The sequence below is a fragment of the Brevibacterium sanguinis genome, from assembly GCF_003315415.1.
Lineage (GTDB): Bacteria > Actinomycetota > Actinomycetes > Actinomycetales > Brevibacteriaceae > Brevibacterium > Brevibacterium celere_A.
In genome coordinates, this window is the sequence record NZ_QNSB01000008.1 from 97,601 (window position 1) to 121,497 (window position 23,897).

Sequence of the window (23,897 nt, forward strand, 5' to 3'; positions counted from 1 at the left end):
CCGGATATCTCTCCGCTCTCGTGATCGGGACCGGCCTTCTCATGACACCTGCAGCCACCGTGGCCCCCGGCGGAATCTCGCTGCTGTCCGCGCTCTTCACCGCCACCTCGGCGCTAAGCGTGACAGGGCTCGTCGTCCTCGACACGGGCGGCGACTTCACTCTCTTCGGGCAGATCGTCATCCTCTCCCTCATCCAGGTCGGCGGTCTCGGCGTCATCCTCCTCACCACGCTGCTCGCCCTCGTCGTCGCAGGCCGGGTGGGCTTCCGGCTCCGGCAGTCGGTGGCGACGGAGACGAAGAGCGGAGCCATCGGAGGGATCAAGCCGATGGTGCTGCGCGTCGTGAGCCTGACGCTCGCGGTCGAACTCGCGGTCGCCTCGGCGCTCTTCCTGCGCTTCCTCCTCCACTACGACGAGACTCCGGCCCGCGCGGCCTGGGACGCGATCTTCCACGCGATCTCCGCGTTCAACAATGCGGGCTTCGGGCTCCGCAGCGACAACCTCATGCGATACGTCACCGACCCCCTCATCTGCGGTCCGATCGCTGCTGCCGTCATCGTCGGAGGGCTCGGCTACCCGGTGCTCATCGAGCTGCTGCACCGTTACCGGCTCCCGCTGACCTGGAGCATGACGACCCGCGCCGTCGTCGTCTTCACTCCCGTGCTGCTCATCGGCGGCACCGTGTTCATCGCCGCGATCGAATGGAACAGCCCCGGCACACTGGGACCCCTCGACTGGTGGGGGAAGATCCAGGCCGCCGCGTTCCAATCCACCATCACCCGCACCGCCGGATTCAACTCCATCGACATCGCGCAGCTGCACCCGGTGACGTGGTTCGGAATCGACATCCTCATGTTCATCGGGGGAGGTCCCGCAGGCACCGCCGGCGGGGTGAAGATCACGACGGTGCTCGTCCTCGGTGCGATGGCATGGACGGAGATCAGCGGCGGGAGGGCCGTCAACCTGCTCGGCCGCCGGATCTCCCGCTCGATTCACCGGCAGGCGACCACGGTGATCATCCTCGCCATCGGACTGATCATCGCGGCGACCATGGTCATCATGCTCGACGCCCCCGAGCTGGGGTTCGACCGCATCCTCTTCGAGGTCATCTCCGCGTTCGGCACCGTCGGGCTGAGCACCGGCATCACCGCCGATCTGCCGCCGCTGAGCCAGGTCGTCATCATCCTCACGATGGCGGCCGGCCGGCTCGGTCCCGTCACCGTCGCCTCGGCGCTGGCCCTGCGTTCACGACCCGTGCGCTTCGAACTGCCGAAGGAGCGACCGCTCATCGGTTAACCCTCCCGACGTGCCACTGCTTCGGGGCAGCGTGCCGACAGAACACACGACCCATCGCATCGACCCGGTCTCGTCCCCCGACGAGCACCTGACGGAAGGACAGCAATGAACGAGAGATCCTGGCTGGCGCGTCCCGCCGCCTTCTTCGCCGGCGACCCCAAGCCCCTGGGCCGGGAGGGAGCCGTGGCCGTGATCGGACTCGGCCGATTCGGCGGATCGCTCGCACGGGAGCTCGCATCGCACGGAGTCGATGTCATCGGCATCGACATCGCCGAGGCGGTCGTCGGCGAATTCGCGGAGACGCTCACCTATGTCTCCCGCGCCGATGCCACCGACGAGGTGGCACTGCGGCAACTGGGCATCGACGAAGTCAGCCGCGTCGTCATCGCCATCGGCGGAGACCTGCAGGCGAGCATCCTCGTCGCCTCGCGGATCCTCAAGCTGGGCAATCAGCACATCTGGGCGAAGGCGATCAGCGAACCCCACGCTGAGATCCTCCACCAGATGGGCATCGATCACGTGGTGAGACCGGAGAACGACATGGGCAGGCGACTCGCTCACCTCATCCGCGGTCACATCTCCGACTTCCTCCCGATCGACGAGGACTTCGTGCTCGCCCGCACGACTCCGCCCGTGCGGATCTCCGACGCCCCACTGGCGTCGATCGGGGTGCGCACGACCTATGCCGTGACGATCGTCGCCTTCAAGCGCAACGGGACCGAGCACTGGGACATCGCGGATCCTGAGGTGGTCCTCTACGCCGACGACGAGATCCTCGTCGCGGGGCATCCGCGGAAGGTCGAGGCATTCAGTGAGCTCGACAAGGACGCCGACGGGTAGGGCCGAGACTCCGGGGTGGGACGTGGCCGCACCACCGCCGCTCTCGAGCCAAGGGACGGTCGTCGCCTCCGGTGGGAGACGGCGGCGGATCGGTCGGGTCTCAGTCGCCGAGGTCGACGACTTCGAACTCGAGGAGATCGGCGGCTTCGGAGACCGGCTTCTGCCCCGTGCTCTCATGGGAGGACGCGCGGTTGGACTTCCAGTTCTCGAAGTCCTCGCGCGTGGCCCACTGCGTGTAGACGAAGTAGCGGTCGCCGCCGGAGACCGGGCGGAGCAGCTGGAAGCCCTCGAAACCGGGAGCGCCGTCGACGGAGTGCTTGCGCGCGGCGAAGCGCTTCTCGAGTTCGGCGCGGGCGTGTTCGGGGACGGCGAGGGTGTTGATGGCGACGATGGACATGTGCGCTCCTTGGTCTGGCGGTGTGGTCGGCGGGCGACCTGGGGACCGGTGCCGCCGGCCGGTCGGCCGGTCCCCTGATCGATTCGACCCTACGACGTCATTCTGAACTCGGCCTGAGGCGGACAGGTGTTCGGCCGCGCGGACTCGGTTCTCATGAGCATCGGTCTCACGCCGAGTGCGGCGCCCCCATGCCCGGATCGATCTGCACGGGACCGTCTGCCGAGGGAGTCACGTCGAAGTCGAACATCGCGGTCGGCAGATACACCGTCGCGCAGGCGTTCGGGATGTCGACGACTCCGGAGAAGCGGCCCTCGATCGGGGCGGCGCCGAGCAGCAGGTAGGCCTGCTCCGGGCTGTAGCCGAACTTCGTCAGGTAGTCGATCGCGTGCAGGCATGCGCGCTGATAGGCGAGGTGGGAATCGAGGTAGCGCTGTTCTCCGTCGAGGGTCACCGAGGTGCCGGAGAAGGCGAGCCACTCCGAGTACTGGGGGTCGGTGTTCCCGGGTTGGAAGATGGCGTTCTCGGACACTCCGTACGTCGCCATTCCGTCCTTGATGACATCGACGCGGATGTCGAGGTATCCGCCCATCTCGATGCCGCCGCAGAAGGTGATCTCGCCATCGCCCTGGCTGAAGTGGAGGTCGCCGGCGGAGAAGTTCGCCCCGTCGACGAAGACCGGGTAGAAGACGCGTGTGCCCTTGGTGAGGTTCTTGATGTCCTGATTGCCGCCGTTCTCCCGCGGGGGAGCGGTGCGGGCTCCTTCGGCGGCGACCCGGTCGAACTCCGCACCGGTCAGCGTGCCGAGGATGGCGCCGTTGGGCTCGGGCGGCAGGGCGAGGGGCGGTTCGCGGTCCGGGTCGGTGGCGATGAGCGCGGCTTCACGGGTGTTCCACCTGCCGAGCATGTCCTTGCTCGGGGCCGTGCCCATGAGCCCCGGGTGGACGATTCCGGTGAAGGACACGTGCGGGACGTGGCGCGACGTGGCCGTGCCGCCGCTGAAGTCCCAGACCGCCTTGTAGGCGTCGGGGAACTGGTCGACGAGGAACGATCCCCCGTTCTTCTTCGCGAAGATCCCCGTGTAGCCCCAGCCCTGGCCTGCCAGGGGACCCTCTTCCTGGGGGATGGGCCCGACGTCGAGGATGTCGACGATGAGCAGGTCGCCGGGCTTGGCGCCTTCGACGGCGACGGGGCCCGACAGAGCGTGGACGATGTCGACAGGGGCATCCCGGATGTCATCGGCGCTGTCATCGTTCTTGATGAAGCCGTCGAACCACTCTCGGCACTCCAGCCGGAACGAGTCACCCGGCTTCACGTGGACTGCCGCAGGGATGTCGGGGTGCCACCGGTTGTGCCCGATGATCTTCTGGTCGGTGAATGGCTTGGTCGAATCGAGTGGGAACACGACGTCTGGCATGGGAACTTCCTTTCCTGGCGGGGGATCGTGCGGTCGACGATGACCGCGATGGCGCGGATCGTCGTAGTGCTGATCAGGGTGGTGCGGATCGAGGCGGGCGCACGTCACGCCCGTGGCAGCTTGGCATGCCGCGGGTCCCGGCTCACCGGACGTGGGGCACGTCGCGAGCCGGGGACCTGAGAGACCACTCCCGGGGTCTCGGCGGTCCTCTTGGTGGCGTCGATGAGCCTGTGCGCAGTGCTCGCACCGGCGCCGAGGTGCGGAGACGAGAAGACCGTCGTGGCCGGCGCCCGGCAGCTGGGGCAGGGGATGGTGCTGGGCTTGTCGGTGATGGGGAATGACTGCTCGATGGTGCCGCAGGTCCTGCATCGGTAGGTGTACGTCGGCACTGGGCCTCCTGATCGGACGGCGAGGGGAAATATGCGTCTCAGTGCATTCTTACACCCTGACCAGGCAAGATATCAAGGGTTTCCGTGCAGTCGGAATGTGGACCCCGATATCTTCGCCCGACCTGTCGATCGGGCGGCCCGTCGCTCGTCATTTGGGCGCAGGAGGCAGCACCGCCTCTTGCTAAGCTCAACGCCACAACGAGAAAGCGCAGGACGAATCATGCGATACACACTGCTCATGCATTACCCGGAACCCAAGGAGGGCGAGCTCGAACTCCCTCCGGAGGCGATCGCCGAGGCGCAGACACAGATGTCTGCCTACGTCACCGCCCTCCACCAGGCAGGAGTCCTCCTGTCCGCCGAGGTGCTCTCACCCTCCCCGCTGACGACGACCCTGACGATGGACGGCGGTGCCGTGCAGGTCAAGGACGGACCGTTCGCCGACACCAAGGAGCAGCTCGGCGGCACGTTCGTCATCGACGTCGACGACCTCGACGCCGCGATCGAGTGGGCGCGTCAGGCTCCGCCCCTGCAGTGGGGTGCCGTCGAGATCCGACCCGGCGCGACTCACGTCGAGGACGGACAATGGGTCTCGGGCACGCGGTCCGACGAGTGCCCGTCCGCCCCGCCGAGCAGCTGACACTGTCCTTGACCGAAGGCGAGGGCCGAGTGAGCGCGTCCGCTGGCATGGGTGCCGTGGGACCCGGGACCACCCGATCCGGGATCGATGGTGCCGGGGCCCGAGCGCCCTCCGCGGACGGTGGACCTGACGCCGACACCGCCTCCGCGGACGGTGGACCGGACACGGACACCGCCTCCGCGGACGGTGATGCAGGGACCAGCGCCCGAGAAGCGGCGGCCGTGAACGAGGTGCTCGCGACCGCGGCCAGGGAGTCGCGGTCGCGGATCATCGCGCTCCTGGCCTCGGCCACCGGTGACATCGAACTCGCCGAGGATGCGGTGGCGACCGCATTCGAGCGCGCGCTCCACCGATGGTCCGAGACCGGGATCCCGGACAATCCCGCCGCCTGGCTGCTCACTGTCGCGCGCAACCACCAACGCGATGTGTGGAAGTCCTCGGCGCACCGTTCGCGAACGGAGTTCGACGAGGCATGGACGACCGCGGATGAGCGCCTATCCCCGCATGCTTCGGGGGCCTTCGCCGAGGCGACCGACGAGATCGAGGACCGACGCCTGGCGCTCCTCTTCGTCTGCGCGCATCCGGCCATCGACCCGGCGGTGCGGACACCGCTCATGCTCCAGGTCGTCCTCGGGTTCGAGGCCGCCGACATCGCCCGGGCGTTCGCCGTCCCGACCACGACGATGGCCCAGCGACTCGTGCGCGCGAAACGGCGGATCAGGGACGCGCGGATTCCCTTCGTCGTCCCGTCACTGACTGACCTGCCCGCCCAGCGACCCCTGCCCGACCAGGGCCAGGACCGGAGCCTCGACCGAGCCCTTCCCGACCGACTGACCGCCGTGCTCGAAGCCGTCTACGGCTGCCTGGCGATCGCCTGGGCGGAGAGCCCGGACACCGACCTGGCGGAGTCGATGAGCCACGAGGCGCTCTTCCTCGCCCGCACGCTGACCACCCTCGTGGATTCCGAACCCGAGGTCCACGGCCTGGCCGCGCTCGTCTCCTTCTCGCTCTCCCGCGCACCCGCCCGGGGCGGGGACTACGTCCCTGTCGAGGAACAGGACCCCGCCGATTGGGACCGGCGCCTCATCGCCGAGGGTGAGCGGCACCTGCGTCGCGCCCTGTCCTTCGAGAGGCCGGGCAGGTTCACGCTCGAGGCGGCGATGCAGGCCGTCCATGCCGATCGGGCCCGGACGGGGCGAACGGACTGGTCGGCTCTCCTGGTCCTGGTCAGGGCCCTCACCGTCATCGCGCCCACACTCGGCGCGCGAGTCGCACGGGCCGCGATCACCCTGCGCGCCGACGGTGCCGAGCAGGCACTCTCCCTGCTCGCCGAGGTGGCCGAGGATCCCGCCGCCGACCGCTTCCAGCCGTATTGGGCCACCCTCGCCGAGGCACTGCGTCGGCAGCAGCGGACCGTCGAGGCTGCTGCGGCCTATGAGCGGGCGATCGCTCTGACGTCGCATGAGCCGACGGCACGGTGGCTCCGGCACCGGAACGCGGACCTCTGAGCGGCACGGCCGGATCAGGCGCGGATTTCCAGGTCGCTCAGGGTCGAATTCCGCGGCGGATGTCGACTCTTATCGACCGGGAGATCCGGTGGACGCCCACGCCGGGACGCGCGACCGAGTCGTCGTCTCAGTCCTCGCCGACCACGAACTCATCGAAGGCCAGGCCGGGAGCAAGAATGTCCGCGGCACGGCGGATGCGCTCGGCCGTGAGCTCGCTGATCGTCGTGAATTCCGCACCCGCCGAATCGTCCGCACCCGCAGCCCCGCCGGGGACCCCCGCCGCCACTGCTCCACCGGACACCCGCGCCCCGACTCGCCGGCGCAGCGGTTCGGGCGTCTGGACGAGGATGAACGTCCGTCTGCCCTCGTCGCGCCGATTGGCCGCCATCACCGCCTCGGCGGTCGTGCCGGAGCCGGCGAAGAAGTCGAGGACGATCGCATCCGGGTCGAAGAACGTCTGCGAGGCCACGAGGGTCTTCACCAGGTCGACCGGCTTGGGATAGCTGAACACCCCGCCCAGGCCCAGCCTGTCGAGGTCGTTGTGCCCGCCCAGGGCCTTGATGATCGAGTAGAGCTTCGAACTCGCCTTCTCGGCCGGGGTCACCCGCACCACGGCATGCTTCCCGCCCGACCACGGGCGCAGGATGTAATCGCCCGAGGCCAGCTTCGCGTCCACCTCGGCGAGCTTCTTCGCGCCCTTGACCGCGAGGATGTCCTCGTACATCAGGCGCCTCTCCTGACCGCGGACGTAACGGCCGAAGCCCGCGCGGAGCACGTCGGTCTCGACGAGCATCCGCCTGCCGTCGATGACCTCGAGCTTCGCCGGGGCCTTCTTCTCGGTGAGGAACGGCCCCACCTGCTCGGCGTCCTTCCCCCAGACGTGGACGTAGTCATGGCCGCGGACGAAGGACGGGGAGTTCCCACCGCCCTTGGCGCGCTGGTGGATGAGGGTGCCGAGCGAGTTCTCCTCGCCGAAGATCTCGTGGCCGAGCAGCTGCGCCCAGGCGCTCTCCCCGTCGTCGAGGTGGAGGAAGAGGACGCCGTCGTCGCGCAAGAGCTCCCGGGCGAGCATGAGCCGCGGCGTCATGAAGCTCAGCCAGCTGGCATGGTCGTGGCCGTGGTCCTTGTACGCGAGCGCGCTGCCCGTGTTGTACGGCGGGTCGATGTAGACGACCTTGACGCGGCCGCGGTGCGTGCACAGGAGCGCGGTGAGCGCGGGCAGGTTGTCACCGACGACGAGGTGGTTCCCGCCGATCTCGGGGACGGCGCGCTCACCTCGGCGGAGGAGGTGAGGGGAGGGGCGCGAGGAGGAGATCGACTCCCGACCGAGGGCGAAGGCCGCGGCCTTGCCGGGCCAGTCCAGGGTGGTCCTCATCCTTCTCCTCGCCGGTGATCAGTGCCAAGATTGCTGTATGAGTATCGCACGTGTGGCAGTGGTGGGCGCGGGGCTCGTCGGCCTGGCCGTGGCCCGGGAAATCAGCGAGCGGTTGCCCGACGCGCAGGTCACCGTCTTCGACAAGGAGGATGGTGTCGCGGCGCACCAGAGCGGGCACACCTCGGGGATCGTCGACGCGGGGCTCGAGGAGGAGCCGAACTCGCTCTCGGCGGCGCTGACCCGCCGAGGCGTGGAGCGGCTGGTGCCCTACATCAGCGAACGCGGCATCCCCTACCGCGAATGCGGGCAGCTCGTCGTCGCCCAGGACACCGACGACGCCGACCGGCTCGAGGAGATGCTCGCCCGCGCCGAGGCGAACGGGGTTCCGGGAGTGCGCCTCCTCGACCGCACCCGGATGCGCGAGATCGAGCCGCACTGCCGCGGTGTCCTCGCCCTGTACTCGCCGCACACCGCGGTCATCGACTTCCCCGCCCTCGCCGAGGCCCTCGCCTCCGACGTCAGGGCCGTCGGCGGAGAGATCCGCCTCGGCACCGAGATCACCGGCATCGATGTCATGGCCGATGAGGTGCGTCTGCGGGCGCGACTCGTGCAGCCTGCGAGCGATGCCGGGCCCGAGACCGACGACCGGCCGACCGGGTCCGGTCGTGGTCGGGGCGCGGACGGGGCGTCAGAGACGGACGGATCGCGGGGCGGGCACGAACCGGGCGGATCTCGGAGCGAGGACGTGTCGGCCGCGCCGGGCGGGCCTCGGCGCGGCGACGCCGCTGACGATCTCGACGAGCAGGTCCAGGAGGTTCCCCGGACCTACCGCGGTCGCGACGCGGGCCCGGTGATCGGGCTCGGGGATGAGCTGCGCAGCAGGTTCGGCGACAAGTCGTGGTTCAAGCAGGTGGAGGAGACGCTCGACAAGTGGGGCGAGAAGATGTCCGGTGGAGGAGGCGACTTCGGCAGCGAGTTCCCGGGTCCCGGGCGCGAGCGCCCGGATGGCGGGCACGGCACCGACGACGTCCGCCCGGAGCCCGGGACCGGACATCAGCGCACCCGGCAGCCGCGCACCCCGGACGAGGACGCCGGCTCCTTCGATCTCGTCGTCCTCGCCGCAGGCCTCCACGCCGACCGGCTGGCCGCCACCGCCGGACTCGACCCCGAACCCCGGATCATCCCGTTCACCAGCGACTTCTTCGTCATGGCCGAACCGGACGCCGAGGTGGTGGGCGGCGTCATCAGCTCCGTGCCCGACCCCTCGGCACCGCTGACCCGGACCGTCCTGGCCAGAGGGATCACCGGCAGCCTGCTCCTCGGACCGAACACCTACCCGTCCCTCGGACGCGAGGCCTACGGGCGCCGCGACGTCGACTTCGGCGACCTGGGGTCGACCCTCGGCTTCGGCGGGTTCTGGAAGTTCGCCTCGCAGAACGCGAAGACCGCGATGCGGGGAGCGAAAGCCGTTGTGAGCACCTCGGCGTTCGTCGAGGGAGTGCAGCGGTACGTGCCCGACATCAGGGCGGGCGCGGTGAAGCCGGGACCGCGCGGCGTCCATTCCCAGGCCATCGACGCGACGGGCGAACTGCGCGACGAGCTCATCGTCACCACTCGCGGCAGGCTGACGGAGGTGAGGAACGTCCCGAGGTGGGGCGCCGCCTCGGCGCTCGCCCTGGCCGAGCACATCGCGGACAGGGCACTGAGGGTCCACCACCGCTGACGGGACGCCGACCCCGCAGAGGAGTGTTCCGCCCCCTCACTGCGAGTGGCGTTCGAGGAACTCGTAGACCTCGGTGTCGTCGACGCCCGGCAGAGCCCCGGGCGGCACCGCCGCGAGGAGGGAAGCGTGCATCCGGGCCGCAGGCATAGCCTGGCTCGCCCACTTCTCCGCCAGCTCCTCCGGGGCCTGCCGGCAGCATCCCGGATCGGGGCAGCCCGAGCGGGAGCGGATCGGGGATTCGCGGCCCTCGAACCACTTGACGTGGGCGAAGGGAACCCCGACGCTGATGGCGAAGTCACCTCCGGGCAGCACCCTGGCCGTGCACCAGTAGGAGCCGGCGGGGGTGTCCGTGTACTGGTAGTAGGGGCTGAAGCGGTCGGCGACACCGAACACGGTGCGTGAGGTGAAGCGTTTGCACGCGAACTGACCCTCGATCGCGCCGAGCGGGTCGGTGGGGAAGGGCAGTCCGTCGTTCGAGTACGCCTTGTGGATCGTGCCCGAGGTGTGGACCTTCATGAAGTGGACGGGCAGACCCAGGTGCTCGGTCGCGAGGTTCGTGAACCGGTGCGCTGCCATCTCGTAGCCGACCCCGAACACGTCCCTCAGATGCTCGACGGACAGCTCGCGCTTCCGCTTCGCCTCGGTGAGGATCGGCACCGCCGCGCTCTCGGGCAGCAGCACCGCGGCGGCGAGGTAGTTGGCCTCGACCCGCTGCTGGAGGAACTCGCGGAAGTCCTTGGGGGAATCCTGCCCGAGGACATGCTGGGCCAGAGCGGTGAGCATGTGCGAGCGCGGATCGAAGGCGGCGTCCTCGTTCGACAGGTAGAGGCGCCGGTTGACGGTGTCGGAGATCGACCGGGTCGACTTCGGCAGGTCGGAGACGTAGTGGAGGCTGAACCCGAGCTTCTCCGCGATCATCGCCGTCTGGCGCTGGGAGACCGTGCCGGACTCGTAGCCGACGAGGTCGAGCAGCTCCGCGGCCTGCGCCTCGAGCTCGGGGAAGTAGTTGTTCCTCGCCCGCATCCTCTCCCGCAGCTCGCGATTGGCCCGCCGCGCCTCCTCGGGCGTCGCAGCCCTGCGGGCGAGCACCTCGGCGAGCTGACGCTGCAGACCGACGATCGCCTCGAGGGCATCGTGGGGCAGGGACTTCGTGCGCACCTGCGGCAGTCCCAGCGAGGAGTACATGGGGGAGGCCTGGTAGCGCTCGGCCTCGAGCTCGAGGGCCTGCCGGTCGTCGACCGGGGTGGGGTCGAGGAGATCGGCGATATCGACGTCGAGGGACGTGGCGATGGCGGTGAGCAGTGACACGGAAGTTTCTCGCTTCCCGTTCTCGATCGTCGAGATCTGCGAGGCCGCACGCCCTACGCGTTCACCCAGGTCACTGAGCGTCAGACCGCGCTGTTTGCGAAAGAATCGGATTCTTCTGCCGACGCTGAGGCTGTCGGGTTGGGGCTCGTCGACGAGTGGATCGGCGATCTGCTGGGTCATGACGGCTTCCTCCGAGGATGGGGGCGTGTGGAAGGGCGATGGGACAAGTATGTCAGAGGTCACAAATTCCGTAAACGAGAAGAATCGGTGTTTTTCATCGGATATTTGCCTGCTGAGCTCTCTCCGACCGCGACAGAATGACAACACGGACACCGAATCGATGAAATCGAGGAGCAGACATGACTGAGAACACCGCCGACCAGCTGCACGACGTGGAGACCCTCCGCCGCGACTGGGCCACCAACCCCCGGTGGTCGGGAGTCGCCCGAGAGTACTCGCCCGAGGATGTCGTCAGACTGCGTGGCTCGGTCGTCGAGGAGCACACCCTGGCCCGGCGCGGCGCCGAGAAGCTGTGGGAGTCGATCCACACCGAGGACTTCGTCAACGCCCTGGGCGCGCTGACCGGCAACCAGGCGGTCCAGCAGGTCAAGGCCGGTCTCAAGGCCATCTACCTCTCCGGCTGGCAGGTCGCCGCCGACGCGAACCTCTCCGGTCACACCTACCCGGACCAGTCGATCTACCCGGCCAACTCGGTGCCCGCCGTCGTCCGCCGGATCAACAACGCGCTCATGCGTGCCGACCAGATCGAGCACGCCGAGGGCATCAGCACCGTCGAGGACTGGTTGGTCCCGATCGTCGCCGACGCCGAGGCCGGCTTCGGCGGTCCACTCAACGCCTTCGAGCTGATGAAGGGCATGATCAACGCGGGTGCCGCCGGGGTCCACTGGGAGGACCAGCTCGCGAGCGAGAAGAAGTGCGGTCACCTCGGCGGGAAGGTCCTCATCCCGACCTCGCAGCACATCCGCACCCTGCAGTCGGCGCGTCTGGCCGCCGACGTCGAGAACGTGCCCTCGGTCATCGTCGCCCGCACGGACGCCGATGCCGCCACCCTCATCACCACCGATGTCGACGAACGGGACCGTCCGTTCATCACCGGAGAACGGACGGCGGAGGGATACTACAAGGTGCGCAACGGCCTCGAGGCCTGCATCGCCCGCGGCAACGCCTACGCGCCGTACTCCGATCTGCTGTGGATGGAGACCTCCCTGCCGGATCTCGATATCGCCCGTCAGTTCGCCGAGGCGATCAAGGCCGAGCACCCCGATCAGCTGCTCGCCTACAACTGCTCGCCGTCGTTCAACTGGAAGAAGCACCTCGACGACGCGACGATCGCGAAGTTCCAGCGGGAGCTCGGGGCGATGGGCTACAAGTTCCAGTTCATCACCCTCGCCGGCTTCCACGCCCTCAACTACTCGATGTTCGACCTCGCCCACGGCTACGCCCGCGAGCAGATGAAGGCCTACGTCGATCTGCAGGAGCGCGAGTTCGCCGCCGAGGAGCGCGGTTACACCGCGACGAAGCATCAGCGCGAGGTCGGCACCGGCTACTTCGACCTCGTCTCGACCGCGGTCAACCCCGAGGGGTCGACCCTGGCCCTGAGCGGATCGACCGAAGAGGCCCAGTTCCACTGAGCCGTTCCACCGTCCACCACTGACATTCGCACCGACCGGGTGAGGAGAAGCCCAATGTCACACATCAGAGTCAACGCACCGATCGAACCCGGCTTCGACACCGTCCTGACCGCACCGGCACTCGACTTCGTCGCAGCCCTGCACGACCGCTTCGCACGACCCCTCGACTCGCTGCTCGAGAAGCGCCGAGCCCGTGCCGCGGCCATGGACGGCGGCACGCTGCCGCGGTTCGCCGCCGAGACCGCTCGCATCCGCACCGACCTCTCCTGGCAGGTCGCAGGATCGGTCGGCGCACCGGGACTCGAGGACCGCCGGGTCGAGCTCGTCGGCCCGGTCACCGATGCCGACGCCGTCGCGGCCCTCAACTCCCGGGCCTCGGTCTGGATCGCGGACTTCGAGGACTCGACGAGCCCGACGTGGAGCAATGTCATCGGCGGGCAGCTCACCCTGATGGACGCGGTGCACGGGCGCCTTGCCGGTGTCGACAATCCGACTCCCCCGACCATCGGGATGCGGCCGCGCGGCTGGCACCTGCCGGAGAAGCACCTCACCGTCGTTGACGGCGAAGGTCGGGAATCGGATGCCTCCGGAGCACTGGTCGACTTCGGCCTCGGCTTCTTCCACAACGCCCGCCGCCTCGTCGACACCGGCTCCGGTCCCTACTTCTGGCTGCCGAAGATCGAATCGGCGCTCGAAGCCCGCCTGTGGAACCGGATCTTCGAGTTCGCGCAGGAGAGCCTCGGCCTCGAGCGGGGCACCATCCGGGCGACCGTCCACATCGAGACGATCACGGCGACGTTCCAGATGGAGGAGATCCTCTGGGAGCTGCGGGAGCACTGCGCCGGCCTCCAGTCGGCGGGCTGGGACTACCTGTTCTCCGTCGTCAAGAGCTTCCGCAACCTCCCGCAGTTCATCCTCCCCGACAGGGAGAGGCTGACGAACGCCCTGCCGCTCATGCGGGCGTTCACCGACCGCCTGGTCTGGACGTGCCACCGCCGTGGGGCTCATGCGATCGGCACGATGAGCAACCTCATGAGGCACCATCCCGACGCCGACCACGTCGCCGCCGAGTTCGAGCGGATGCGCGAGGACAAGGCACGCGAGGCCTGGCAGGGCTTCGACGGCACCTGGGTGGCCGACCCCGGCCTGGTGCCCGATGCGCTCGCGGTCTACGACGCGGCCCTCGGTGAGCGCTCCCACCAGCTGGACAATCTCCGCCCAGATGTCACCGTCTGCGCCGAGCACCTGCTCGACCTCACCGGTCTCGAGCCGATCGTCACCGAGGCCGGCGTGCGGATCAACATCCGCGTCGCCATCGGCTACATCGACGAATGGCTGGGCGGGCGCGGACAGGTCGCCCTGGAGAACCTCCTCGAGGACGTCTCGACCGCGGAGATCTGCCGTTCGCAGATCTGGCAGTGGATCCGTCACGAGGTGAGGCTCGACAACGGTCGGCAGGTCACCCGGGAGCTCATTCAGGAGTACCTCGACGACGAGCTCACCCGGATGGGCCGGCGGCCCGACGACCACCTCGCCGAGGCGGTCGAGGTATTCCGTCGCTGCACCCTCGGCGAGGAGTTCCCCGAGTTCCTCACGATGCCGGTCTACAGCGAACACCTCGTCGAACGGGACACTTCCCGGAGCCCGGCGAAGGCGGCGATCGCCGCGGCCTGAGGTGGCCGGACCCGGCGGGTTCCGGCCTTCCCGCCCCGCCTCCGGGTCCTCGGAGGTCGGAGGCTCCGGGTTCCGCCCTCACGTACCCGGCGCGGGTCGACGATGTTTTCATGGGGTTTGCATCGTCGGTCCGCGCCGACCCTTTCCCATCCTTTTCCCCTTCAGACCCTTTAGAATTGCACTCCCGGACCCGATTCCTCCGGTTCCGTTCGACCTCCCCGGGCACAGGGCCGCAGCCCGCCCGTGGGCTGCTCGGCGGAACTCGTCATCGACCGCAGGGTGAGGAGAGACGACATGTCGCACATGAAGATCAATGCACCGATGCCGCCCGGGTTCGAGGCGGTGCTGACACCGGCAGCGCTCGACTTCCTGGCCGCGCTGCACGACCGCTTCCGGATCCCCCGGACCGATCTGCTCGAGGCTCGCAGGATCCGCGCGGCGACGATCAGCCATGGGACGTTCCCGACGTTCAAGCCCGAGACCCAGGAGATCCGTGACGACCCCTCATGGACGGTCGCCGGGTCTCGCGGCGCCCCCGGCCTCGAGGACCGCCGGGTCGAGGTGACCGGTCCGGTGACGGAGCGGGAGTCCGTCGCGGCCCTCAACTCGCAGGCCAAGGTGTGGCTGGCCGATCTCGAGGATGCGACGAGTCCGACGTGGATCAACGTCATCACCGGCCAGCTCAACCTCATGAAGGCGGTGCGGGGGAAGCTGCCGGGAGTGCACAACAGGACCCCGCCGACGATCGGTCTGCGGCCGCGGGGCTGGCATCTGCCGGAGAAGCACCTGCGCTTCGTCGACGACAACGACGCGGACTTCTCCGCCTCGGGAACCCTCGTCGACTTCGGTCTCTACGTCTTCCACAACGCCCGCGAGCTCATCGAGGACGGCTCCGGCCCATACTTCTACCTGCCGAAGCTCGAATCGGCGCGCGAGGCCCGGCTGTGGAACGAGGTCTTCGTCTTCGCGCAGGAGCGGCTGGGCATTCCCGTCGGCACCATCAGGGCGACCGTCCACATCGAGACGATCACCGCGGCGTTCCAGATGGAGGAGATCCTCTACGAGCTGCGGGAGCACTGCGCCGGGCTCAATGCCGCGCGCTGGGACTACTTCTTCTCGATCATCAAGAACTTCAAGAAGTACCCCGAGTTCGTCCTGCCCGACCGCGACAAACTGACGATGACCGTTCCGATGATGAAGGCGTTCACCGACCTGCTCGTGGCCACCTGCCACCGCCGCGGTGCGCATGCGATCGGCGGGATGAGCAACCTCATGAGCGGACATCCGGACAAGGAGTTCGTGGCCGCCGAGTTCGAACGGATGCGCGAGGACAAGCGGCGCGAGGTGTCCGAGGGATTCGACGGAACCTGGGTCGCCGATCCCGCCCTGGTCCCGGCCGCCCTCGAGGTCTTCGACGAGGCGCTCGGCGACAAGCCGCACCAGCTCGACGTGCTCCGTGACGACGTCGAGGTCACGGCGGCCGACCTCCTCGACGTCCACGGGCTCGACCCGGAGGTCACCGAGGAGGGCGTGAGGCTCAACATCCGCGTCGCCATCGGCTATATGAACGCATGGCTGGGCGGCATCGGCCACGTCGCGCTCGAGAACCTCCTCGAGGACGCCTCGACGGCGGAGATCAGCCGGTCCCAGATCTGGCAGTGGACCCGGCACGCGGTGACGCTCGACAACGGGAAGCAGCTCACCCGTCGCCTCGTCGAGAGGTACATGGGGGAGGAGCTCGCCCTCATCGAACGCCACCCCGCCGATCACTACACCGAGGCGGTGGAGATCTTCCGCGCGTGCGTCCTCGACGACGCCTTCCCGGACTTCATCACGATGCCGGCCTACACCGAGCATCTCGTCGACCGCGTCTCGAAGGGATCGATCTTCGCGGCCTGAGGCGCCCGGCGATGGGGCGGCCCGGTGACCGGGCGTGTGAGGCTCAGCGAGCGGGCGGCCCGGGGTTCTCGCCCGTCGGCGGTCAGGCGGTCGACGCGTCGGCGCTGTCCGTCCAGTTCTCCGGCGGCCACGACTCGCCTGCGGCCCGGGCGTTGAGCTCGTAGGCGATCGCCCCGTCGATGCTCTCCCGGATGATGTCCGCATGCCCGGCGTGCCGGGCGAGCTCAGTGCTGATGTGATTGAGGATCCAGCGCACGGTCATCACGAAGTCCTTGGGATACCACGGCATGTCGGGCACGGGCACGGTGCTGTCGAGGTCGACCCGACCGCTGTCGACGAGCTCGCGGGCAGCGGTGACCTCCGCCGTCGCCGTGTCGAATGCGGAGAGCAGCTCGGCCAGGGTGAGATCGGGCAGCTCCGCGCCGTCGCACATCTCCTCGATGCCGATGGCCCGCCCGAACGAGACGTAGTCGTCGAGGGAGAAGACCCGGTCCGGGTCCTTGACCTGCTGCAGCCACCCGTAGATCACCTGGGCGCTGTGGGCGATGAGACCGGCGATGGACAGGCGGCTGGTCGTCGGGGTGCTGCGGGCCTGTTCGTCGGAGAGGTCGAGGGCGGTGAGCCGCAGCTGACCGGCCTGCTGCTCGATGAAGGTGAAGAGGGCGTCGGACTCGGTGGTCACGCTCGGTGCGAAGAACGGCATGGTCACTCCTGATGTGCGGGGATGGACGCTCCTGACCGGAGCTGACTCCATCATCGGCGGCGATGCGGACATATACTGTCCGCGTTCGCAGTTATTCTCGAGTGGTACGTGAGTGGGTGAGGGGGCAGGCGATGACGGCGGAGTCGAGGCTGCTGTCCCTGCTCGGCCTCTTCGCCTCCGGGCGCCTGTACACGGCATCCGCTCTGGCCGCGCACTTCGGGGTCACCGTCCGGACCATCCGCCGAGACATCACCGTCCTCAGGGAGCTCGGCTACATCATCGCGTCGGTGCCCGGAGCGGCCGGCGGATACCGTGCGGAATCGCGGACGCTGCTGCCGCCGCTGCAGTTCGAGGCAGGGGAGGCCCTGTCGACGGCCATTGGTCTCGCGCTCCTGCGCGGGGCGGGGCTGAGCACGGCGGACGCGGCGTCGGCGGCGGCGAAGATCCGCGGGATGCTCCCGCCGCACATGCGCGAGACGGTCACCGCGATCGGCACCGCCGTCTCCGTCCTTCCCGGTCACGAACCCGAGGTCGATCACGCGGCAGTCGTCGCCGTCGCCTCGGCGATCGCCTCCGCGGTTCTGCTGACCTTCACCTACGCGAAATCGCGGCGACGCGAGGACCCGGGCGAGGAAGCTCCGAGCGAGCGGAGGGTCGAGCCGGTGCAGCTGGTCGTCCTCGGCGCGCACTGGTACCTCTATGCCTGGGACCGGGACCGCGCGGACTGGCGGGTGTTCCGCCTCGACCGGATGCGCGACGTCCACGCCACGACGTTCGGCTGCCCTCCCCGGGACCATCCCGACGCCGAGGCGGCAGTGCGCGCCGCGGTCACCTCCGCCGCGTACCCGCACCGGGTCGTCCTGGAGGTCGACGCCCCTGTCGCCGAGGCGCAGTCCTGGTTCCCCACCCGGTCCGTGACGATCAGCGCCGTGCCGGAGGGGTGCCTCGTCGAGTTCGGCGTCGAGAACCTCGACTGGGCCGCCGCGGTCGCCGCGCACATCCCCGCGCCCTTCCGCGTCGTCGAGCCGCCGGAGATGGTCGCGGCACTGAGGCGGCTGCGCGATCGCGTCGACCGGGCAGTGGGCCGATGACGGCGAGCAGCGCGGCGGGGATCCGGTTCGGTCGGCCCGACGGTCGCACCGATCCGGCAGTGGGCCGATGACGGCAGCCTGTCCACGTGGCGTTGCCGCCGAGCGGAGATCGCCGACGGCAATACAATGAGGACATGACGATTCTCATTGGCTACCTTCCCGCACCTGAAGGCGAGGCGGCCCTGCGCGCAGGTTTCGCAGAGGCCGAACTCCGGTCGACCCGGGCGGTCGTGGTCAACGCCCAACGCCGCGGAGCCAGTGGGACGCCGACGGAGATCGGTCAGGACGACATCGAGCGCATCGTCGGACTCGGCCGGGAATCCGGAGTCGAGGTCGAGGTGCTGCAGCCCGACCACGAGGACGACCTGCCCGGTGCCCTCAACGAGCTGGCCGCCGAACACGATGCGCAGCTCATCGTCATCGGACTGAGGAAGCGCTCGGCGATCGGCAAGTTCATCCTCGGCTCCCAGGCGCAGAGGATCCTCCTCGAGGCCGAAGTGCCGGTGCTCACCGCGAAGGCCTGAGACCCGAGTCCCATCCCCACGCGAGGAGCTCCGCCAGGGACACCCCCTGGTGGTCGCTGAGATCCGCGATCTGCGTCCGACATGAGTAGCCGTCGGCGAGGACGACCTCGAAGGGGTCTGCCTCGCGTGCCGTTCGCCGGTCGCGCAACGCCGTTGGCCGTTCCCGCAGCGCCGTTCGCCTCTCGCGCAACGCCGGCAGCAGCGCCACCTCGGCGACCGCGACCGAGGTCTCGAAGTGTCCCGCCTCGACGCCGAAGTTCCCGGCCAGGCCGCAGCAGCCTCCGAGGAAGCGTGCCCGGGCCCCGGTGCGCGCCAGCAGCTCACGGTCCGCGGCGAGGCCGAGCACCGCGGACTGATGGCAGTGCGGCTGGACGAGCGCGTCGATGCCGGTGAAGTCCGGCAGCTCGGCACCGATCCCCAGCAGGAACTGGGCCAGGGTCTGCACCCGCGCGGCCACCCGCGCCGAGGCCTCGTCACCGAGGAGCTTGAGCGAATCGTCCTTGAGAGTGGCCAGGCAGGACGGCTCGACCCCGACGATCGGGACGTCACCGGTGGCGTCGAGGGCCCCGATCGTCGCCGAGAGACTCCGCTTCGCCGCATCCAGCTGCCCCGTCGAGATGAGGGGCAGACCGCAGCATACCGACTGCTCGACGACCCTGACCCTGACCCCCGCTCGCCGCAGCACCGCGACGGCGGCGGCAAGGATCCGCGGGGCGAAGTGGTTCGACCAGGAATCGGCGAAGAGGACCACCTCGGCGACCTCGGGCAGCCGCCCGCCGGCCCCCGCCTCGGCGGAATCGGTCCCAGACCGCACCTTCACGGAACCGGCCAGTGCCCGCGCGCTGATTGCCGCGGGCTCACCTCCCGCTGCCCCGGCCCCCGCCTCGGCGGAGGACGTCCACCAACGCCGGAACGTCGTCGGGGCGAAGACGGGGATGGTGCGGCGGACGTCGATTCCGGCGAGCCTCTTCGCGAGCGTCGAGATCCCCGGCAGCCCCGACACCCGGTTGACGACCGGGGCGAGCGGTGTGATCGCCCGTGCCAGCTGCGGGAGGAATCCGAGCGCGTAGTGCTTCATCGGGCGCAGCTTCCCGCGGTGGGACTGGTAGAGGACCTCCGCCTTGTAGGTCGCCATGTCGGTCCCCGTCGGGCACTCGCTCCCGCACGCCTTGCACGACAGGCACAGGTCGAGGGCCTCGGCGACCTCCGGCGAGTCCCACCCGGTCTCGCTCAGCTCCCCGGACACCATCTCCTGGAGCACCCGGGCTCGCCCCCGGGTCGAGTGCTTCTCGTCGCGAGTCGCCTGGTAGGAGGGGCACATGATGCCACCCGAGGCCGCCGAGTCCGCGCGGCACTTGCCCACGCCCGTGCAGCGGTGCACGGCCGAGGCGAAACCGGCCGCCTCCTCGTCGTAGCGCATCCCCAACGGCCCCGGCAGCTCCCGCCGCAGGGGCAGCTGCGTCAACCGGAGGGATTCGTCGAGGGCGTCGGGATCGACGATGACCCCGGGATTGAGCAGGTACCGGGGGTCGAACAGCTCTTTGACCTGCTTGAACAGATCGAGCACTGCCGGCGGGTAGGCGAGCTGCAGCAGCTCCGAGCGGGCTCGCCCGTCGCCGTGCTCACCGGAGACCGACCCGCCGTAGCGGGCGACGAGCTTCGTCGCCGCGACCATGAAGCTCCGCAGCGCCTCGCGCCCGTGCGGCTCCTCGAGCGGGAAGTCGACGCGCATGTGCAGGCACCCGTCCCCGAAGTGCCCGTACGGGATCCCCCACAGCCCGTGCTCGGTGAGGAGGTCCATGAGTTCCCGCAGATAGTCGCCGAGGTGCTCGACCGGCACCGCCGAGTCCTCCCATCCGGCATGCGCGTCCCGGCCATCCGGGGTCCGGGAGACGAGACCCGCGCCGTCGGCGCGGATCGCCCACACCTCGGCAGCCGCGCGGGCATCGAGGACCGCGGCGTCGAGAGAGCGGGACTCGGCGATGAGCCGGGCGGTCTGGGTCCGGAGCTCGGCCTCGTCGTCGCCGGTGAGCTCGACGACGAGCCACCCGGCGCCGGTGGGCAGCGGAGGGACCGCCCGGGCGCCCTTGGTCTCGATCACCCGGTCGAGCATCCGCGAATCAAGGCCCTCGCACGCGGCGACGGGGAAGTTCCGCAGGAGGGGAGCATCGTGAGCCGCCGCGACCATGTCCGCATAGCCCAGCACCACCGCCGAGGTGTGCGCCGGGTCGCGGACGAGGTTCATCTTCGCGGCGAGGACGATCCCCCAGGTGCCCTCGGACCCGGCGAAGGCCCTCCGCAGGTCGAAACCGTGCTCCGGCAGCAGAGACTCGAGGCCGTAGCCGGAGACCTGCCGGGAGAAGGTCCCGAGGTGCGTGCGGATCGTGGCGAGGTTGTCGGCGACGAGCTGGTGGAGGCGGGGGAAGTGCTCTGCGGCGTTGGACTCGTCGATGTCGACGATCGTCCCGTCGACGAGCATGACCCGCAGGGCGAGGACGTTGTCGCCCGTGCGGCCGTAGCCCATCGCGCGGGGGCCGCAGGCGTTGTTGCCGATCATCCCACCGATGGTGCAGCGGGTGTGCGTCGAGGGGTCCGGCCCGAAGCGCAGACCGTGGAGCTTGGCGCGGGCCTGCAGAGTCGCGTGGACGCACCCCGCCTCGACCCAAGCCGAGCGCTCCTCGGCATCGAGGGAGAGGACGGTGTTCATGTGGCGGGAGAAGTCGAGGACGATGCCCGTGCCGATCGCATTGCCCGCGATCGACGTCCCGGCTCCGCGACTCGTGACGGGCAGCCCGAGGCGCCGGGCGACACGCAGGGCGCGGGCGACGTCCTCCTCGTCGAAGGGGAAGACGATGACCGCGGGAACCAGCCGGAACAGAGACGCGTCCGAGGAGTACGCCGCGCGATCGGCGCCGTCGATGCTCCAATGGCGGACCCCCTCTGCCTCGAGCGCGTGGCACAGTGCCTCTCCGCCCGGACCCGCCACCGGGCTGTCGCGCGGGTGCTCGGTCTGGGCATCGTGAGGTGCGGTGGTCTCCATGTGAGGAATTCTGCCACCTGGAAGGGAGGAGCCCTGCAGCCTGACGGAAGGGAGTTCTGCCGCGGGGAGAAGGACCTGCGCGCCTGCCGTTATCGAACCGTGATCGACCTCGCGGTGAGTGATGTGTGATTTCTGAAATACGGGAAAAACATTGTCTCGACTTAATATCTGTGGTATCCAGTTCGTACACACTTTGTTGTGGCTACCTGCCGCAAGTGCAAGCAAGGGAAGTAACCATGTCGCGTCGCGCTCGAGAACTGACCGCAGACCAATCCGCACTGGTGAGCGCTGTTCGTCGAATTGCTCGTCAGAGAGCTCGGATCAATACGAATTACGTGATGTCGATCCTTCGTGCCCGGGAGGAGGGTGCGACGTTCGGAGCCATCGCGGCGGCTGCGGGAACATCGTCCCAGGCAGTGCAGGAGATCGTCCGTCGTCACGGGCCCCTGCTGCGTGAATCGGAGTCCGCTGAGAGCGCCCCGGATCCCTCGCTCACCAAGGCTTCGGTCGCTCCTGCTGCCGAGTGACCGGGACGGAAACCTGCAACGATCGACGGAGGGATGGCGAGAGAATCGCCATCCCTCCGTCGCGTCCGGGCGTTTATCGAATGGGTTTCCGAAGCATTCGAAAATTCCGACAAGGTAAATTGACAAGTTTTCTTTACGTAATAGAGGACGCGGCTCAGTAACGATTATTTCGCAGCCCTGCGAGGGTGACAAGGGGGTTTGCGGGCCGGCTGAACTGTATTAAGGACGAGAATCGCACGGTCACTCCTAGTATTGCAAAGTTGTTACATAGTGTGTCGACCGCGAGGTGTGAGCGGGTCGCGAAGGTGTGCCTTCGCCCGAGGGGAGCGTGCCCCCGCCCGGGGTGAGGAGGGGGGCGGCGGGTGGCGGTCAGGGGATTCCCATGAGCGCCGGGGAGGACTTCGCCGCCACCGCGCACCTACAGTTGAATCATGAGTTCTCACGTCCTGTCCTCGTCCGTCCTGCCCTCGACGGTGCTCGCGCACCCGCTGCTTCGGATCGCCGGTGACCTCTCCGCGATCGCCTGGCGGCAGATGGAGGAATGGGGTCAATCGCTGGGGGCGCGATTCGACGCTGGCGTCGTTGACACGAAGACGTCGGCCAACGACCTCGTCACCCAGGCGGACGCGCAGATCGAATCGCTCGTGCGCGGCTTTCTCGATCAGGTCCGCCCCGACGACCTCATGGTCGGAGAAGAGGGAGCGGCGGCGCTCGATCCGGTGGCGTTCTTCGACGAGGAATTCCTGCGCACGCTCGACTGCTACGACGCCTCGACGGGATCTCTGGTGCCCGTCCCGGTCGAGGATCGGGTGCCGGAAGTCGGGCTGGAGTGGCATGTCGACCCGATCGACGGCACGGTCAACTATGTGCGGGGAATCGAGCACTTCGCCTTCTCGGTCGGAGTCTGCCGCTCCAATCTGGCGGAGGGCGTGACCGACATCGCCGTCGATGGATCGGGCGGCGGGTCGACCGGGAGGGATGAGGCTCCCGTGACCGACCTTGACGCGGTGAGCAGGCCGGGTGCCGGGTCGGTGAGGAATGTCGGAGCCGGGCAGTGGCTGTTCGGGCTCGTCGCCTCGCCGGGACTCGATTCGACCTGGTTGGCGATCGCCGGTGCCGGCGCGTTCAAGGTCGACGGCCGCCTCGGCGCCCAGCGGAGCACCGAGGCAGTCGCCGCCCGGAGACTGCACGGCACCCCCGAGGGACTGTCGGGGCGGATCCTCGCCACCGGATTCGCGTACAAGGGCGACACTCGTGCCCCTCAGCTTGCCAAGCTCTTCGATCTGATGAGCGACTACGACGACATCAGGCGCTGCGGATCGGCCGCGATCGACCTCTGCATGGTCGCCGAGGGGAAGATCAACTGCTATGCCGAACGGGGCCTGGGCATCTATGACTACGCCGCAGGCGCGCTCATCGCCGAGGAGTCCGGAGCGTACGTGCGCCGCGGCGGAACCGGTGGGGCCACGGCTGCCGCGGACTCCGCGGAGGAGTTGGAGCGGCTCATCGCGACGATCTGAGCCGGCGGCCCGGGGACGGACGCTCTGAACCGGCACCCGTTGCCAGGAGGACCTGGTCTGAGCCGACGCCGATTGCCGGGAGGAGCTGGTCTGCCAGGAGGGCGCGGTCTGAGCGGACCGGATGTCTTTGGCCGGGTTCCACTTCGGTCCGATCCCCGGCGGACGCGGCCTGCGACCGAACGCGCTGAGCGCGGGCCTTCCATGCAGCGCTGAGCGGGGCTTGCGATGCGGAACTGAGCGACGACGCTTGCTCCCGATCGACCCACCCATGCCGGTGACAGATGTCGTGAGACGCGCCGACAGGTGTTGTCCGGACTGCTCGACAATGGTGATCTGCATCACTACGGAGCGACCTGATCGGTCGCTGTGCCCCGGAAT

19 protein-coding genes are annotated in these 23,897 nt (G+C 68.8%); 12 read left to right on the forward strand and 7 right to left on the reverse strand.

Annotation, left to right across the window (positions count from 1 at the left end; genetic code table 11):
* The first annotated feature begins 41 nt into the window (after positions 1-41).
* Together DFO65_RS12415 and DFO65_RS12420 are read left to right on the forward strand one after the other, a co-directional pair.
* The gene (locus DFO65_RS12415; protein ID WP_113904807.1) at positions 42-1,295 is read left to right on the forward strand and encodes a TrkH family potassium uptake protein; all 1,254 of its coding nucleotides are present in this window, start codon (positions 42-44) and stop codon (positions 1,293-1,295) included.
* Positions 1,296-1,400: 105 nt separating this feature from the next.
* Positions 1,401-2,135 carry a potassium channel family protein gene (locus DFO65_RS12420; protein ID WP_113904756.1) on the forward strand — a complete coding sequence of 245 codons (735 nt, stop codon included), beginning with the start codon at positions 1,401-1,403 and terminating at the stop codon, positions 2,133-2,135.
* A 100-nt stretch (positions 2,136-2,235) separates the two neighbouring features.
* Here DFO65_RS12420 and DFO65_RS12425 read toward each other — a convergent pair whose 3' ends face one another.
* From DFO65_RS12425 to DFO65_RS12435, 3 genes are all read right to left on the reverse strand, one after another.
* Positions 2,236-2,532 carry an antibiotic biosynthesis monooxygenase family protein gene (locus DFO65_RS12425; protein WP_113904757.1) on the reverse strand — a complete coding sequence of 99 codons (297 nt, stop codon included), beginning with the start codon at positions 2,530-2,532 and terminating at the stop codon, positions 2,236-2,238.
* 166 nt (positions 2,533-2,698) lie between these two features.
* Positions 2,699-3,946, reverse strand: a complete 1,248-nt coding sequence (gene fmdA / locus DFO65_RS12430) for a formamidase (protein ID WP_113904758.1) — start codon at positions 3,944-3,946, stop codon at positions 2,699-2,701.
* 104 nt (positions 3,947-4,050) lie between these two features.
* Positions 4,051-4,335 (reverse strand): FmdB family zinc ribbon protein, encoded by a 285-nt coding sequence (locus DFO65_RS12435; protein WP_220151312.1) that lies wholly within the window; start codon positions 4,333-4,335, stop codon positions 4,051-4,053.
* Between the two features lie 220 nt (positions 4,336-4,555).
* Between DFO65_RS12435 and DFO65_RS12440 the strand changes: the two genes are divergently transcribed.
* Positions 4,556-4,975: a YciI family protein gene (locus tag DFO65_RS12440; RefSeq protein ID WP_113904760.1), complete on the forward strand. Its 420-nt coding sequence runs from the start codon at positions 4,556-4,558 to the stop codon at positions 4,973-4,975.
* Between the two features lie 29 nt (positions 4,976-5,004).
* Positions 5,005-6,483 (forward strand): RNA polymerase sigma factor, encoded by a 1,479-nt coding sequence (locus tag DFO65_RS12445; protein WP_245940722.1) that lies wholly within the window; start codon positions 5,005-5,007, stop codon positions 6,481-6,483.
* 127 nt (positions 6,484-6,610) lie between these two features.
* Here DFO65_RS12445 and DFO65_RS12450 read toward each other — a convergent pair whose 3' ends face one another.
* Entirely contained in the window at positions 6,611-7,858 is a 1,248-nt protein-coding gene (locus DFO65_RS12450) for a site-specific DNA-methyltransferase (RefSeq protein WP_113904761.1), read from the reverse strand.
* Positions 7,859-7,895: 37 nt separating this feature from the next.
* On the opposite strand from DFO65_RS12450, the gene DFO65_RS12455 reads away from it, so the two are divergent.
* On the forward strand, positions 7,896-9,581 hold the full coding sequence (locus DFO65_RS12455) for an FAD-dependent oxidoreductase (RefSeq protein WP_113904762.1): 1,686 nt from the start codon (positions 7,896-7,898) through the stop codon (positions 9,579-9,581).
* A gap of 36 nt (positions 9,582-9,617) precedes the next feature.
* On the opposite strand, the gene DFO65_RS12460 is transcribed toward DFO65_RS12455, so the two are convergent.
* Positions 9,618-11,069 carry a helix-turn-helix transcriptional regulator gene (locus tag DFO65_RS12460; RefSeq protein ID WP_113904763.1) on the reverse strand — a complete coding sequence of 484 codons (1,452 nt, stop codon included), beginning with the start codon at positions 11,067-11,069 and terminating at the stop codon, positions 9,618-9,620.
* A 179-nt stretch (positions 11,070-11,248) separates the two neighbouring features.
* On the opposite strand from DFO65_RS12460, the gene aceA reads away from it, so the two are divergent.
* From aceA to aceB, 3 genes are all read left to right on the forward strand, one after another.
* Positions 11,249-12,541: an isocitrate lyase gene (gene aceA, locus DFO65_RS12465; protein WP_113904764.1), complete on the forward strand. Its 1,293-nt coding sequence runs from the start codon at positions 11,249-11,251 to the stop codon at positions 12,539-12,541.
* Between the two features lie 54 nt (positions 12,542-12,595).
* On the forward strand, positions 12,596-14,215 hold the full coding sequence (locus DFO65_RS12470; protein WP_113904765.1) for a malate synthase: 1,620 nt from the start codon (positions 12,596-12,598) through the stop codon (positions 14,213-14,215).
* A 294-nt stretch (positions 14,216-14,509) separates the two neighbouring features.
* Positions 14,510-16,114, forward strand: coding sequence for a malate synthase A (aceB, locus tag DFO65_RS12475; protein ID WP_113904766.1), 1,605 nt, complete (start codon positions 14,510-14,512; stop codon positions 16,112-16,114).
* Between the two features lie 82 nt (positions 16,115-16,196).
* Here the strand turns inward: aceB and DFO65_RS12480 are convergent, their stop codons facing one another.
* Positions 16,197-16,817 (reverse strand): DinB family protein, encoded by a 621-nt coding sequence (locus tag DFO65_RS12480; RefSeq protein WP_113904767.1) that lies wholly within the window; start codon positions 16,815-16,817, stop codon positions 16,197-16,199.
* 131 nt (positions 16,818-16,948) lie between these two features.
* Between DFO65_RS12480 and DFO65_RS12485 the strand changes: the two genes are divergently transcribed.
* The gene (locus tag DFO65_RS12485) at positions 16,949-17,908 is read left to right on the forward strand and encodes a helix-turn-helix transcriptional regulator (protein ID WP_113904768.1); all 960 of its coding nucleotides are present in this window, start codon (positions 16,949-16,951) and stop codon (positions 17,906-17,908) included.
* Between the two features lie 134 nt (positions 17,909-18,042).
* On the forward strand, positions 18,043-18,432 hold the full coding sequence (locus DFO65_RS12490; RefSeq protein WP_113904769.1) for a universal stress protein: 390 nt from the start codon (positions 18,043-18,045) through the stop codon (positions 18,430-18,432).
* Here the strand turns inward: DFO65_RS12490 and DFO65_RS12495 are convergent.
* Complete coding sequence (locus DFO65_RS12495) at positions 18,416-21,472, reverse strand: FAD-binding and (Fe-S)-binding domain-containing protein (protein WP_113904770.1); 3,057 nt, start codon at positions 21,470-21,472, stop codon at positions 18,416-18,418. The genes DFO65_RS12490 and DFO65_RS12495 overlap by 17 nt on opposite strands.
* A 338-nt stretch (positions 21,473-21,810) precedes the next feature.
* On the opposite strand from DFO65_RS12495, the gene DFO65_RS12500 reads away from it, so the two are divergent.
* Positions 21,811-21,999: a hypothetical protein gene (locus tag DFO65_RS12500; protein WP_113904771.1), complete on the forward strand. Its 189-nt coding sequence runs from the start codon at positions 21,811-21,813 to the stop codon at positions 21,997-21,999.
* Between the two features lie 431 nt (positions 22,000-22,430).
* The gene (locus tag DFO65_RS12505; RefSeq protein WP_113904772.1) at positions 22,431-23,519 is read left to right on the forward strand and encodes an inositol monophosphatase family protein; all 1,089 of its coding nucleotides are present in this window, start codon (positions 22,431-22,433) and stop codon (positions 23,517-23,519) included.
* The last annotated feature ends 378 nt before the right edge of the window (positions 23,520-23,897 follow it).

What these genes read in the sequence shown, in the direction of transcription:
- DFO65_RS12415 (WP_113904807.1), top strand. Translation starts at nt 42, where the DNA reads ATGACACCTGCAGCCACCGTGGCCCCCGGCGGAATCTCGCTGCTGTCC.
- DFO65_RS12420 (WP_113904756.1), top strand. Translation starts at nt 1,401, where the DNA reads ATGAACGAGAGATCCTGGCTGGCGCGTCCCGCCGCCTTCTTCGCCGGC.
- DFO65_RS12425 (WP_113904757.1), bottom strand. Translation starts at nt 2,532, where the DNA reads ATGTCCATCGTCGCCATCAACACCCTCGCCGTCCCCGAACACGCCCGC.
- fmdA (WP_113904758.1), bottom strand. Translation starts at nt 3,946, where the DNA reads ATGCCAGACGTCGTGTTCCCACTCGATTCGACCAAGCCATTCACCGAC.
- DFO65_RS12440 (WP_113904760.1), top strand. Translation starts at nt 4,556, where the DNA reads ATGCGATACACACTGCTCATGCATTACCCGGAACCCAAGGAGGGCGAG.
- DFO65_RS12450 (WP_113904761.1), bottom strand. Translation starts at nt 7,858, where the DNA reads ATGAGGACCACCCTGGACTGGCCCGGCAAGGCCGCGGCCTTCGCCCTC.
- DFO65_RS12455 (WP_113904762.1), top strand. Translation starts at nt 7,896, where the DNA reads ATGAGTATCGCACGTGTGGCAGTGGTGGGCGCGGGGCTCGTCGGCCTG.
- DFO65_RS12460 (WP_113904763.1), bottom strand. Translation starts at nt 11,069, where the DNA reads ATGACCCAGCAGATCGCCGATCCACTCGTCGACGAGCCCCAACCCGAC.
- aceA (WP_113904764.1), top strand. Translation starts at nt 11,249, where the DNA reads ATGACTGAGAACACCGCCGACCAGCTGCACGACGTGGAGACCCTCCGC.
- DFO65_RS12470 (WP_113904765.1), top strand. Translation starts at nt 12,596, where the DNA reads ATGTCACACATCAGAGTCAACGCACCGATCGAACCCGGCTTCGACACC.
- aceB (WP_113904766.1), top strand. Translation starts at nt 14,510, where the DNA reads ATGTCGCACATGAAGATCAATGCACCGATGCCGCCCGGGTTCGAGGCG.
- DFO65_RS12480 (WP_113904767.1), bottom strand. Translation starts at nt 16,817, where the DNA reads ATGCCGTTCTTCGCACCGAGCGTGACCACCGAGTCCGACGCCCTCTTC.
- DFO65_RS12485 (WP_113904768.1), top strand. Translation starts at nt 16,949, where the DNA reads ATGACGGCGGAGTCGAGGCTGCTGTCCCTGCTCGGCCTCTTCGCCTCC.
- DFO65_RS12490 (WP_113904769.1), top strand. Translation starts at nt 18,043, where the DNA reads ATGACGATTCTCATTGGCTACCTTCCCGCACCTGAAGGCGAGGCGGCC.
- DFO65_RS12495 (WP_113904770.1), bottom strand. Translation starts at nt 21,472, where the DNA reads ATGGAGACCACCGCACCTCACGATGCCCAGACCGAGCACCCGCGCGAC.
- DFO65_RS12500 (WP_113904771.1), top strand. Translation starts at nt 21,811, where the DNA reads ATGTCGATCCTTCGTGCCCGGGAGGAGGGTGCGACGTTCGGAGCCATC.
- DFO65_RS12505 (WP_113904772.1), top strand. Translation starts at nt 22,431, where the DNA reads ATGAGTTCTCACGTCCTGTCCTCGTCCGTCCTGCCCTCGACGGTGCTC.